This window comes from Rhizobium sp. P2_G9 (assembly GCF_056403475.1).
In genome coordinates, this window is the sequence record NZ_JBFUFK010000001.1 from 1 (window position 1) to 14,044 (window position 14,044).

At 58.1% G+C, this 14,044-nt stretch carries 5 protein-coding genes and 1 pseudogene; 2 read left to right on the forward strand and 4 right to left on the reverse strand.

Features of this window, described 5'->3' with window-relative positions; genetic code table 11:
* A pseudogene (locus AC1DYF_RS00005) lies at window positions 1-173 on the forward strand (IS630 family transposase); the annotation flags it as partial.
* Between the two features lie 405 nt (window positions 174-578).
* Here the strand turns inward: AC1DYF_RS00005 and AC1DYF_RS00010 are convergent.
* Window positions 579-1,946 (reverse strand): UDP-glucose dehydrogenase family protein, encoded by a 1,368-nt coding sequence (locus AC1DYF_RS00010; protein ID WP_477873929.1) that lies wholly within the window; start codon window positions 1,944-1,946, stop codon window positions 579-581.
* Between the two features lie 94 nt (window positions 1,947-2,040).
* Window positions 2,041-4,314, reverse strand: coding sequence for a polysaccharide biosynthesis tyrosine autokinase (locus AC1DYF_RS00015; RefSeq protein ID WP_477873931.1), 2,274 nt, complete (start codon window positions 4,312-4,314; stop codon window positions 2,041-2,043).
* Window positions 4,315-4,791: 477 nt separating this feature from the next.
* Here AC1DYF_RS00015 and AC1DYF_RS00020 point away from each other — a divergent pair, with 477 nt between their 5' ends.
* Complete coding sequence (locus AC1DYF_RS00020; RefSeq protein WP_477873933.1) at window positions 4,792-5,805, forward strand: NAD-dependent epimerase; 1,014 nt, start codon at window positions 4,792-4,794, stop codon at window positions 5,803-5,805.
* A 1,642-nt stretch (window positions 5,806-7,447) separates the two neighbouring features.
* Here AC1DYF_RS00020 and AC1DYF_RS00025 read toward each other — a convergent pair.
* Together AC1DYF_RS00025 and AC1DYF_RS00030 are read right to left on the reverse strand one after the other, a co-directional pair.
* A complete protein-coding gene (locus tag AC1DYF_RS00025; protein WP_477873935.1) occupies window positions 7,448-12,115 on the reverse strand; it encodes an RHS repeat domain-containing protein in 4,668 nt (1,555 codons plus the stop codon).
* Between the two features lie 584 nt (window positions 12,116-12,699).
* The gene (locus AC1DYF_RS00030; RefSeq protein ID WP_477873937.1) at window positions 12,700-14,019 is read right to left on the reverse strand and encodes a lipopolysaccharide biosynthesis protein; all 1,320 of its coding nucleotides are present in this window, start codon (window positions 14,017-14,019) and stop codon (window positions 12,700-12,702) included.
* Between the last annotated feature and the right edge of the window lie 25 nt (window positions 14,020-14,044).

Below are 14,044 nucleotides of genomic sequence, written 5' to 3' on the forward strand. Positions count from 1 at the left end.
GCCAATGTCTTAACCGCCGCATCGAAAGCCACGATCGCCTCATCGCCGAAGTCGCCGCTTGGGAACACCGTCGCAATCAAAGTGGAGCCCGCATCAAATGGATGTTCTCAACCGAGCAAGCCCGCGCCAAACTTGCCAAAGCATACCCAAACCCAATCGCCAAAGAGTCATAATCTCTGTGCAGAGGTACTAGCATGTCGCCTGAAAGTGGGAACCGGTTTCAGGATAACGACATGCGCAAAACAAACGGTTAGCGCTTTGTCTCTTGGTTTTTTCGCATGTCGTTATCCCGAAGCCGGCGGCCACTTCCGGACGACATGTTCCAATTAAAGCCTTCCCGATTACCCGGAAACTTTCTGTTGGCTCAAACGGAGTCGAATATGATGCCGTCAGGGCGCGTCGTAGCCAATCCCACGGCCGAGCCGGCCGGGCCAGACAGGCAGACGTTTCAGCCGATCGGCTCGCAGATGTGCAAAGCAAATCTGCGAGATTCTTGAATCGCCGAGCACATTTCGCCTGAAATGGAGCGACTGCTTCAGCCGCACGTTGAAGCGGCGGTATTCCGTCCAACTGACGGATTAAGCTTTCTTCACCTGCCGATTGAGATCGACAACGTTGTCACCCGAAGACTTCGCCGCACCGCTCTTTTTGCCGAGCGGAATGTAGGTGAAGCCCTCGCGTGCGATTTCCGCGGCGCTGTAGATGTTGCGAAGGTCGATGACGATCGGATTGCGCATGATCGTCTTCAGCTTACGCATGTCCAGCGCCCGGAACTCATCCCACTCGGTCACCAGCACCACGGCGTCGGCCTCGCTGGCGATTTCATAGGCATCCTTGCCATAGGTCACTGCGCGGAGCATGTCGCGCGCGGCTTCCATTCCCTGAGGATCGAAGGCGTGCACATCGGCGCCGGCGTCCTGCAGCGCCTGGATGATCGCGATCGATGGAGCGTCACGCATATCGTCGGTATTGGGCTTGAACGTCAGACCGAGGATAGCGATCTTCTTGCCGCGTACCGAGCCGCCGCATGACGCGATCACTTTCCGCCCCATCGCCCGCTTGCGGTTGTCGTTGATCGCCACCGTCGTCTCGATCAGCCTCATTGGGCTGTCATAATCCTGTGCGGTTTTGACCAATGCCAGCGTGTCTTTCGGAAAGCATGAGCCGCCATAGCCCGGACCTGCATGCAGGAACTTGTCGCCGATGCGCTTGTCCATGCCAATGCCCTTGGCCACCTTCTGCACATCTGCGCCGATCTGCTCGCAAAGATCGGCGATCTCGTTGATAAAGGTGATTTTCATGGCGAGGAAGGCGTTGGCGGCGTATTTGATCAATTCGGACGTCCGCCGCTCGCAAAAGAACAGTGGCGCTTCATTGAGATAGAGCGGTCTGTAGACCTCGCGCATGACCTCGACGCCGCGCGGGTCCTCCGTGCCGAGCACAATGCGATCCGGCCGTTTGAAATCGGTGATCGCTGCGCCCTCGCGGAGGAATTCCGGATTGGAGACGACGACGATATCCTTGCCGGGGAATTCTTCGCGGATGATTCTCTCGACTTCATCGCCCGTGCCGACGGGTACGGTGGACTTGGTGACGACGACCGTAAATCCGGTCGCCGCTGCAGCGATCTCGCGCGCTGCGGCATAGACGAAGGAGAGGTCCGCATGACCGTCGCCGCGCCGGGACGGCGTGCCGACGGCGATGAACACGACATCGGCCTCAGCGACCGAAGGCAGCAGGTCTTCGGAGAAATCGAGTCGGCCGGCATTGCGATTGCTCTCGACGATCGCGTCCAGCCCTGGTTCGTATATCGGCATACGGCCAGCCTTCAATGCTTCGATCTTGGCGGCCGACTTGTCGACACAGGTCACGTGATGGCCAAAATCCGCCAGGCAAGCGCCCGATACCAACCCGACATAGCCCGAGCCAATCATAACGATACGCATGTCAATCTCCTAAGTTTTTTGCATGCAAGTTTGCGACGCAAACTCAAGGCCTTTCATTGGTGCCCTGGTTCGCGGATCCGCGTCGGAACGAACTCTACTCGTTGTAATAGGTGGAATAGCGAGAGTAGTAGAACTCTGACGAACCGAAGGTGTGATAGAATTTCATTTTATCGGTATCGACCTTGTTGAGGATGACGCCGGCACATTTCGCTGCGATGGCCTGGTTCCCCAACAGGGTTTTCTTGACGGCATTGCGCGCCGTTCTCCCCCACTCGACAACAAGAAGGTAAGTGTCCAGGGTCGAACTGATCGCACGTGCGTCCACGACCGGCGCCAACGGAGGCAGGTCGAAAATGATGTAGTCGAACATGTCGGAGACCTCGCGGATCATCCTTTCCATCGCATCCGACGCCAATAGTTCGGAGGAGTAGGGCACCCGGCGCTTGATCACAGCCGGAAGGAAGGCGAGCTTGGTCTCAGGATTGATCATGACGAGATCGCGGATCGGCACGCCGCTTTGCAGCGCTTCGAGCACGCCACGCTCGGCTTGACGTCCGATCTGACGCGTTGCGCCGGGATTTCTGAGGTCGGCGTCGATCAGCAGGACGCGCGCGCCCTGGCTTGCGAGAAGTTCGGCGAAATTGATCGACAGCGTCGATTTGCCTTCACCCGGCAGGACCGACACCATGCCGATAAGCTTGGGCTTCTTGGGCCCGATAAGCAGGTCCACCGCGATCTTCGCACTCCGCAGGGTCTCGGCAAAGGCGGAAAGCGGATGATCGATCACGTGGTTGGCGATGAAGTTTTCTTTGCTGATGAGGCGCGGATCATCGTTGGATACATGCGTCCGCCCGACCTCTCCAGGCGCCAGCTTGACCTGCGGAATTGTACCCAGAGGTTCGAGGCCAAGCGTTTCCCGAAGCTGCTCGCCGGTCCGGAAGAAGCGATCGCGGTACTCTCGGAACGCACCGATACAGGCGCCGCACATCAGGCCGAAGAAGACGCCGAGCGCAACGATCAGAGGTTTTTTGGGGGACGACGGGTAATCCGGCACAACGGCCGAAGAAATCACGCGTGCCTCCGTCACGGGGAAGGATTGCTGTTGCACCGATTCCTGATAGCGCTGCAGGAAGGTCTCATAGAGCTTCTTGTAGGTATCGGCTTCGCGTTCGAGCTCGCGCAATTGCACCTGGGCGTCGTTGGCTGTCGCGCTTACCCCAGTTGCACTCGCCACCTGCTCCTCGAGGTTCTTTTCACGGCTGCGCGCCACTTCGACATTGCTGCGATAGCTCTGTGCAATGCGCCCGAGTTCCTCGAACATCAATCGCTGGTATTCGCTCATTTCGGTACGCAGACGCACGGCCTGGACATGCTTTGCGCCCAATCTGCTCTCGATGTCGGCGTCCTTGCGCGATGCCTCCAGATATTTGGTCCTGAGGTCATTGATCACGGTGCTGTCGAGAGATTCGGCCACGGCGGATTGCATGTCGCCCGAATTGATGATCGTCTCTATCCGCTGGTATTTGGCCTCGGCGGCCGAACGGTCGGATTTCGCCACGACCAACTGGCTGTTGATCTGCTGGAGCTGCTGCTCGCTGATCAACTGGCCATCAGTCGTGATCAGGCCCTTGTCGGCCCGGAACTTCTGCACGGCAAGATCGGATTGCAGCGACTTATCGCGGAGTTCGCTGATGCGATTCTGCAGCCAGTCGCCGGCGCGCCGGGTCGCCTCATATTTGGAATCGAGCTGGTCGGTGAGATAGGCGTCCGCAAATGCCTGGGCGACTTTCGCAGAGAGCTGCGGGTCGACGGACGCGTAGTCCAATTCCAGTACATATGTCCCGGTGATTCGCGTCACGGTCACATCTGCCTGCAACGCCCACACGATCTCCTCTTGAATGCGCTCAGGCGTTGGAACCTGATTATCCTTGAGCCAGCTCGAAATGCTGACAGCATTGCGAATCGCTTCGAATATCGCACGGAAGAGCCCTAGCTTCTCCGTCATGAAAACGGGATTGTCCTTGAGGTCGAGGCGTTCGCTGACGGCGCGGGCAATCCGGTCCGACTTCAGCAGTTCCACCTGGCTGAGAACCCAGGTCTCATCTTGCGACACGCCGGTAATGGTCGACAACTGATCGGCGATCTGCTGATTGCCGGTATCGATCAGCAGGCTGGCCGAGGCAGTGAACCTTGGCACGGCCGTCACAAGGTAGAGAATGGCGAATGCCACGCTTAGGACAACGGCGAGAAAGACCACGCGCCACTGGCGTCGCAGGACCGCGAGCACATACTCGAAGTCGAAGAATCCTTCTTCCACTGCGAGCGGCTGCTCTACCTTTGTGTCGATCTTGTCAAATCTGTAGTTCATCGACATTCCTCGCGGGCCATCGCTGAGAGAGTAGGCCGAAGCCGGTGGTCAAACTGTGACATGGTTCAAAGAATTTCGCAATCGCGAGAAGGAGTTCGCGCAGAGATACCCATGTCTTAAGCCAGGCACCCGATTCAACTAGATTTTTTTCGCGTGCATTGCAACAGAAACAAAATGACTTTTTTGCGATGCACAATTTTACCTCTTTTTACCGTCGTCCAACCGCGCTAGAACAGCCCCACATTAGAAATCGCCTTGCGTGAGACTTCGCAATGAAGAGATTGGCAAGCCAATGCAGCGTCCGACCTCGTTCGCCGCGGTCAAAGCGCTGTGAATTTGCGCATCTCGATTTCCACAGGATCGCTTGGTGCAGCGTGACACGTTTCTTATCTTACTACGCTGTCACGTCGCATTCGAGAGGCAAATACATTTGCGGTAAACGTGGTCAGTTGCTGACCCCAAACTGGAAAGAACAAGATGCGATATCTTATCACTGGAACGGCTGGCTTCATCGGATTTCACCTCGCCAAAAGGCTGCTTGACGACGGCCATTTCGTCGTCGGCTTTGACGGGATGACGAACTATTACGATATCAGCCTGAAGGAGAAGCGCCACGCGATTCTCGCCCGTTCCAACGGTTTTCGGCCATTCATCGGGATGTTGGAGGACAAGGCAGCCCTCCAAGCGGCTGCTACTGCCGCCGAGCCGGATGTCATCGTGCACCTCGCCGCTCAGGCCGGCGTTCGCTACAGCCTCGAGAACCCCAGATCCTATGTCGATTCGAACCTTGTCGGCTCGTTCAACATCATCGAGCTCGCCAAGGAAGTGCAGCCGAAACACCTGCTTCTGGCGTCGACGTCGTCGGTTTACGGCGCCAATGAAAAGATACCATTCGCCGAGAGCGACAAGGCCGACGAGCAGATGACGATCTACGCGGCGACCAAGAAATCCATGGAGTTGATCGCGCATAGCTACGCCCATCTCTTCGGCGTGCCGACCACCGCCTTTCGTTTCTTCACCGTCTACGGTCCCTGGGGCAGGCCGGACATGGCGCTGTTCAAATTCGTTCAGGCAATACGTGCCGGCCGGCCGATCGACATTTATGGCGAAGGCAGGATGAGCCGCGACTTCACCTATATCGACGACCTGATCGACGGCATCGTCAGGCTGATGGCAGTGCCTCCCGCGCAAGCCAATCGTGTCTCGGCGGAGACGGCGGCAGACACTCTTTCCCCACATGCGCCGTTCCGCATCGTCAATATCGGCGGTGGCCAGCCAGTCGAGCTGATGCGGTTCGTCGAGACCATCGAGACGATCCTGGGCAAGCCGGCAATTCGCAACATGCTGCCCATGCAGCCCGGCGACGTTCCCCGGACCTATGCGGCGCCTGATCTTCTGGTGGCCTTGACCGGTTTCAAGCCGGAAATCGAGATCGAAGAGGGCGTGCGCCGCTTCGTGGAATGGTATGAGGAGACCTATCCGGCACAGTAAGCAGATTCCGGAAAAGTGTTCCGCGGTTTTCCGGCAATAACCTGCGACAAAATAGACAGGTTCCGGAAAAGTGCTCCACGGTTTTCCGACAAGAACCTGCGCCAAAATAAAGCACTCTAAGCGGATGAATCGTTGGCTTGCCGACGAAAGTCCGCTTAGCCTTCGCACGCCGATAGGCCTGCAAAAAAGAGGAGGCGAAGATGCGATCCGTGCTTCTGTCGACGCTGTTCTTGGCGTCGCTCACCCTGTTGACCCAATGCAGCGACAGTGCATCGTCTGCAGAAACGAAGACACTGACCTTCGATCGGCAGTCGCCTGTCGCCCGTCCGGACAGGTTGATCGTCGGCGTCGGCGTGCATTTCGGCCTCGGCGCCGACTTCGGATATGATCCCGACAAGAGCGCCGCCCGCCTGAAGGAACTTGGTGTCGATTCTTATCGCGACGACCTGCCATGGATGGCATTCGTCGAATCGGATTTCGCGCATCGTGACTATCATCCGCAACCACTTTTCCATTTCCTGGAAATGGCAGGCCTGCGGCCGCTTATCATCCTGACTGCGCCGCGCAAGTTCGAAGGGTCGCCGCCGCTCGACGATGCCTCGCGCGCGGCATTTGCCGATTTTGCCGTCCAGGCGGCGCGCGCCACGCAGCGTTTCAATCCGATGTTCGAGGTTTGGAACGAATGGATCATGAATGCCAAACCGGCCACCACCCCCAGGAACTGGCTCGTTGGGCCGGGACAGGCGAGCGACCCGCGCGCTGCCGTCAATTACACCGCGCTCGCGAAGGCGACAGTTCCCGCGCTGACGGCGGCATTGCCGCAAAGTCCGATTCTCGTGGGCGCCGTCGGCATCGACAAGGATTGGCTGTGGACGAAAGCAATCGTGCAACAGGAGGCGCTTCGAGGCGGCACAGGGCTTTCCGTCCATCTCTATAATCACTGCGAAGCCAATCTGGATGACCGCACCGCGACGCAAGCGATCGGCCAGTTGGATGCATTGCACGACGTGCTCGGCAAGCTCGGAACAGGAGCCGAAATCCCCGTCTATGTAACGGAATTCGGCTGGCCCACGCCGGTTTCTGGCTGTGTCATCAGCAAGCAGGCAGCGGCGGACAATATCGCCCAATTCCTGTTATGGTCAGCGGCTACGCCCTGGGTCAAGGGCGCCTGGATCTACCAGCTCAAGGACCAAGGGCAGAATACCACTGAGCTGGAAGACAATTTCGGTCTCTATACCTATGACTACCGTCCCAAGCCGGCTGCCTGTGCCGTCCGCAATGTCATGAGCATGATCAAGGCGTCTCGCGGCTATCGCCGGGAACGACCGTTCCCGAATGTGTTCTTCGTCCAGTTGGCGACCGAGAAGGGTGTTCGTGTCGTCGCCTGGACGCGCAGTGGGAATTTCTCGGCGACCGTGTCGTCGCCAGGCGGGCGCATCTTGCATGCCTCCCGGCTATGCTCCGGCCCGCTTGAGGCCGGCCCTACGGTCGCCATTGGACCCGAGCCGGTGATTTTCGACATGCCCGATATCGACAGCATCGGCCTATCCGTGAAGGCCCCGCCCGGCGGCGCGGCCGGTTCCCTGGTCCTTGCTGTGCCCTGTCGGCATAGGTGCGGACATGTCTGCGTCATCGGCGCTGATCATCCGAAGATGAAATCGTCCGCAGTGACGCTGGCGAGCTGCGTCGCCTTGAGCGTGATGCTGTCGCTGCTGTCGAAAGTGATCACTACGTCCGACCCCACCTGTGCCATGTGCAGGCCGGAGAACTGGGTCGCAAATGCCGGGTGAATGTCAATGTGGCCGTGTGTCGACGATGTCAGGTCGAGATTATAGACCGTGTCGATGCCGCCCTGGTAGTCGAGCGTCGCACTTTTCATGCTGCGGAAATAGAACGTGTCGTTCAGCGTGCCGCCGCTCAGGGTTTGCGCATCCGCATAGTCATAGATGGTGTGGGTGCCGCTGGCCAGGAGGGTGTCGCTTGTCAGCGCGACGCCACTGCTGTTGAGCCGATCTTCCCTTATGGTCCCGGTGCCATCCTGCAGATAGTAATCGACCGTGCGGGAGCCGTCGCTGGCGATCGCCGAGTGGTTGAGCATCGATCCGGTGCTCGTATAGTTGTCGATGACCTTGCTGCCGTCTGTACCGCGTGTCTCGCGATAATCGTAAGTGCCGTCGGTGTGGAAGCGCTCGATCAGCCTGACATTGCCGCTGGCGTCGTTGCCCTGGTGGGTCGAGGTATAGGTCTGGCCGGTGATGTTGTAGGCATAATTGTCGGTCGAGTGATCGGCGTTGACAACGTTCTGCTTGACGAGCACGCCGGCACTATAGGTTTTCATGACCGCGCTGCCATCGCTATAGGCGGTATAGTCGGTCAGCATCTTGCCGGTCGTGGTGTCATAGGTGCTCGTCTCGGTCCAGCCAAGGTGGCTTGCCTGCACATAGCTTGACTTAATGCCAGTCGTGTAGAGCGTGGTCATCACGTCGCCATCGGTTTCCTTGACGACCTGCTGAGTCGCGTAGGACGTCGTGGTGTTATAGGTCGTCGTCGTGTTGGTGCCGTCACCGGAAACCTTGACATCGGTCGTCATCTTACCGGCGCTGTTGTAGTTGGCGATATCCCGGCTGCCGTCTGTACCGCGCGTCTCGCGATAATCGTAAGTGCCGTCGCTATGAAAGCGCTCGATCAGCGTGATGCTGCCGCTGGCATTATTGGCCTGATGGGTCGACGTATAGGTCTGGCCGGTAATGTTGTAGGCGTAGTTGTCGGTCGAGTGGTCGGCGTTGACGACATTCTGTTTGACGAGCACGCCGGCACTATAGGTCTTCATGACAGCGCTGCCGTCGCTATAGGCGGTATAGTCGGTCAGCATATTGCCGGTCGACGTGTCATAGGTGGTCGTCTCAGTCCAGCCGAGATGGCTTGCCTGCACGTAGCTGGACTTGATGCCGTTGCTGTAGAGCGTGGTCAGCACGTCACCATTGGTCTGCTTGACCACCTGCTGTGTCGCATAGCCCGTCGTGGTGTTATAGGTGATGGTGGTGTTGGTGCCGTCGCTGGCGGTTTGAACGTCGGTCGTCATTTTGCCGGCGCTGTTGTAGTTGGCGATATCCCGGCTGCCGTCTGTACCGCGTGTCTCGCGATAATCGTAAGTGCCGTTGCTATGGAAGCGCTCGATCAGCGTGATACTGCCGCTGGCATTATTGGCCTGGTGGGTCGAGGTATAGGTCTGGCCGGTGATGTTGTAGGCGTAGTTGTCGGTCGAGTGGTCGGCGTTGACAACGTTCTGCTTGACGAGCACGCCGGCACTATAGGTCTTCATGACAGCACTGCCGTCGCTATAGGCGGTATAGTCGGTCAGCATCTTGCCGGACGTGTCATAGGTGCTGGTTTCTGTCCAGCCGAGATGGCTCGCCTGCACGTAGCTCGACTTGATGCCGCTCGTGTAGACCGTGGTCAGAACGTCGCCATTGGTAGCTTTGACCACCTCGCGCGTCGCATAGCCGGTCGTGGTGTCATAGGTGATGGTGGTGTTGGTGCCGTCGCTGGCGGTTTGGACGTCGGTCGTCATCTTGCCGGCGCTGTTGTAGTTGGCGATGTCCCGGCTGCCATCAGTGCCGCGCGCCTCGCGGTAATCATAGGTGCCGTCGGCATGGAAGCGTTCGATCAGCGTAATACTGCCGCTGGCATTATTGGCCTGGTGGGTCGAGGTATAGGTCTGGCCGGTGATGTTGTAGGCGTAGTTGTCGGTCGAGTGGTCGGCGTTGACGACATTCTGTTTGACGAGCACGCCGGCACTATAGGTCTTCATGACAGCACTGCCGTCGCTATAGGCGGTATAGTCGGTCAGGATCTTGCCGGTCGCGGTGTCGTAGGCGGTTGTCTCGGTCCAGCCGAGATGATTCGCCTGCACATAGCTTGATTTGATGCCATTCGTGTAGACCGTGGTCAGCACGTCGCCATTGGTTGCCTTGACCACCTGGCGCGTCGCATAGCCGGTCGTGGTGTCATAGGTGATGGTGGTGTTGGTGCCATCGCTGGCGAGCTTGACGTCGGTCGTCATCTTGCCGGCGCTGTTGTAGTTGGCGATATCCCGGCTGCCGTCGGTGCCGCGTGTCTCGCGGTAATCGTAGGTGCTGTCGGCATGGAAGCGCTCGATCAGCGTGATACTGCCGCTGGCATTATTGGTCTGGTGAGTCGATGTATAGGTCTGGCCGGTGATGTTGTAGGCGTAGTTGTCACTTGAGCCGTCGGCATTACGCACATTCTGTTTGACAAGCACGCCGGCGCTATAGGTCTTCATGACAGCGCTGCCATCGCTGTAGGCGGTATAGTCGGTCAGCATCTTGCCGGTCGAGGTGTCGTAGGTGCTCGTCTCGGTCCAGCCGAGATGGCTCGCCTGCACATAGGTCGACTTGATGCCGCTCGTGTAGACCGTGGTCAGCACATCGCCGTCGGTCTCCTTGACCACCTGGCGCGTCGGGTTGCCCGTCGTGGTGTCGTAGTAGATGGTGGTGTTGGTGCCGTCGCTGGCGATCTGGACATCGGTCACCATCTTGCCGGCGCTGTTGTAGCAGGCGACATCCCGGCTGCCGTCGGTGCTGCGCACGTCTCGGTAATCATAGGTGCCGTCGGCATGGAAGCGCTCGATCAGCGTAATGTTGCCCTTGGCGTCAGTGGTCTGGTGTGTCGACGTATAGGCTTGGCCTGTAATGTTGTAGGCATAGTTGTCGGTCGTGCCGTCGGTGTGATAGACGGCCTTGCTCATGATCACGCCGTTGTTCAGGCCGTATTCGGTGTTAAGGGTCAGATTGCCCGCAGCATCGAAATTCTGCACTTTGGTCCAGGTGCTCTGGCCATAGGTCACGGAGAAATCATAGCCGCCGGAAATCTTGCCGAGCAGACTGCCGTAGTGCGCGACGAGGTACTTCATCGTCTCCACAGAGGAAACGGCGAGGGTATGAGTGTCGGAGAGCGTGACGGACTGTAGCCCGGACGCGTCGTTCAGATCGGTCATCTGCGCAACGAATTCTGCCGATGTCATCGTCAGGTTCGACGAAACCGTTTCGGTTTCTTCCTGCACGGCGCCGGTGGCGCCGAATTCCACGACGAGCGGATGGTCGCTCAACGGGATCTTGAAGGAGCTGACATTCGTATAGACGGCGATCGGCGTCAGACTGGACAGCGGATCGTAGACATAGACAACCGGCTCGACATGGTCGAGGGTCACGGTGACGTTGACGGTCGGGTTGGTGATGTCGGTGTCGGTGACATCGTTCCAGACCTGCTTGTCGGCCCAGACGACGAGGTCTTCCACCCCGCCCGACTTTGCCAGCAGCATCGAATGCGTCTGCGAAGGAGTGCCGCTCAGCGAATAGTTGAAGGTCGCGGCTGTCGACGTGCCGCTATCCCCGGAGGACAGGATCGTGGTCAGATTGTGAAGCGCGATGGCGGCGAGTTTGGGCGTGCCATCGGCATTGAAAAGGCCGAAATGGGCTTCGCTCTCGCCACGTGTCGCGGCCGCCGAAGGCGTGTCGAACAGCTCGTAGAGATAGGTCGACACCGACCCGTCTTCATAAGCGTCCAAAAGATTTGTGAGGATGAGTTTTGCCTGCGCCGTCTCGCTGGCGCCGACACCTGCCCAGCTTTCGAGCGTCGTGGAGCCGGTTTCGGTGATGACGAGAGGATCGCCCGAAGACGCGTTCTCCGCCAGGCCGATCGTATATTCCATCTGCGGATCGGCGGAGCCGCCGGCCACCGTATAGACGTGGGCGTTGGCATAGTCGGAATAGGCTCCGAGATCGCCGACGGTCGAGTAAGCCGAAGAACTGTTGTCACCAACCGACAGGTTGATAACACCAATGTGGCTCAACACCGGATCGGCCTTGATCGCCTGATAGAGATCCTTCTGAAACTCCGCACCGGCTGCCGCACCGGTGAGGCCTTTATAGCTCAGGCTGTCATCGAGATTGACTTCGTTGAGCCCTTCGATGGAGACGACAGAGCCCGGATGCTCCGCCACGAAAGCCTTCAGGTCGGCAATATATTGCGTCAGCGCCGCCGTACCGCCTATGGCAGTGGTCGATCTGACACGAAAGTCAAATGTGATCCCCGCGTCTGCCATGGCGTCAAGGACCGGGGAGGCCTGGCCGTAGGTCGAATATGCATCTCTTACCTTGGAGATGCCGATATATTTTAGCGATTCGATAATAAGACTGGAATTGTCGTAAGCGTCGAGATAGTCACCACCGTGTGTATTGACGCCAAGCGAAGAAAGAAAATCGGACGCAGTCGAGTTACTATTTGACATATAGACGGTTCCGGTTTGTTTGACTGGTGTGAAGCTTAAATGCGAGAAAGCAAAAACCATTTACGAGAACGGTTCAAATTTTATGGACTTTCACTTTAGTCCATGCGCTTTCTAATCATGCCCGCTGCTGTCTTTGTGACGGTGCAGCGACGCCCTTATGCCAATGGCAGTTGTGTCGAACATTGACGAAGATCAAAAACCGGATTTCTAAGCCTAGGTGTAGTTAACCAAGTTTGCTGCGTGAAAAAATGACTGTCCCAACTTGCGTCAGACTGAAGCAGTTACGCTTTGTGGGTTCTGAGATGCCGGTCTAGAGCGTGCCGCATCTATTCGCAGCCATTCTGCCGGGACGACTCTCGTCAGGGCCAAGGCGATGGCCGAACGGCGGTATGAGAGATGTACCCTCGAAGCCGTCGCCGCAGGAACTGGCGGAAAGATGCCCGGCCAACTGGACGCACCGCTTCGCTATGGCGAAGCTGGGAAAGCGGCCTGAGATTCAAGAGCCTGGCAAAGTTGCCTTGCAAATTTGCGGCAGCGTTGGCTGAAGCGGACCGCCTGTTGGGCCGGCCGGCTTGGCCGTGCGTTCAGGAGAGGATGGTCGGCTCGGGCAGTGCGGTATCCGACATCGGGGACGGTGCCGCGCCTGCCTGCTTCTCGGCCTTGACCTCGTTCGCTGCCTTGTAAAGGTAGTAGCTGCGGATCGCAGCAGTCACCAGCGACGTCGTCAATGCGGCAATGCCTGTACCGGCGAAGCCGAACAGCCAGATCATGACGATGGCATTGACGATCGAAAACACCACGCTTGTCAGATTGATCATGGCATAGTGGTTGTCGCGCCTCAGACTCGTCAGTCCGATGTTGAGCAAGTCGGAACAGCTGCGGGCGACAGCCGCCAGCAGCATGAGGATGAAGAGTCCCCGATGCTCCCGAAGCTGCGACATCGACATGAAATGGATCAGGATCTCGGCTGAGATATAGACGCCGACAGACATGACGGTGGCGATGATGGTGGTCTTGACGAACTGGGCGCGCAGAACGTGCCGCCAGTCGGCATAGGTGCCGTTCAGATAGGCTTTGACCAGCACCGGCAGCGCCAGTTGCACCACGGCGGTCTGTGTCAGCGTCTGGAGTGCGTTGGTGAGCGACCAGAAGAATGTGTAGATGCCGGTCAGTGTCAGGCCGAGCATGAAATTGACGATATAGCGGTCGGCATACATGAGCCCGACAATGCTGAGATCGCTGATATAGATCAGCCACGACTTGCTGAGCTTTTCTTTGAGCCAATCGTACTGGACCGGCTCCCTGGCCGTTTGCGCCAGCGGCCAGCCGCGGAGGAAATAGAAAAGCGCAGCTATGGCGACGACATAGCTGGAAATCCAGGCGAGGAAGATGGCGTCGATCGTTCGAAAGGCGGGGAAGACCAGGCCGAGCACGATGACGAACGGAACCCAGAGAGCGGAGCGGATGAAAACCAGGACATTGGCTTGAAACGCCATTTCCTGGCTGACCAGGGGCAGGTGGATGTCGAGCGCATAGGTTTCGAGCCAGACGATGGCGAGCACGAGCAACAGGATTCCGGTGATCGTATGGCCGGTTGCCAGCGCGCCGGCACCCAAGACCAGACTGGCGAGAAACAGCGAGATCGTGGTGACGAAAAGGCGGCTCTTGACGCGCGCGGCGGCAAAGGCGTGATCCTTGCCAACGATCTCGCGGGAGGTGAAGTAGTTCAGTCCCCAGCCGACCAGTGCAGGCACGATGCCAACCACGCCCAGAGCCAGTCCGTAAAGGCCGGTGGCGTCCAAACCGATATATTTGATGATGTAGAAGGACAGGACGAAGCGGAAGCCCAGCGTTGCTGCTCTCAGCATGAGATTGGTCAGGCTGGCGAGGCTTTTTTTCAGCATGCGAATTTCCTTCATATCGTCCTTA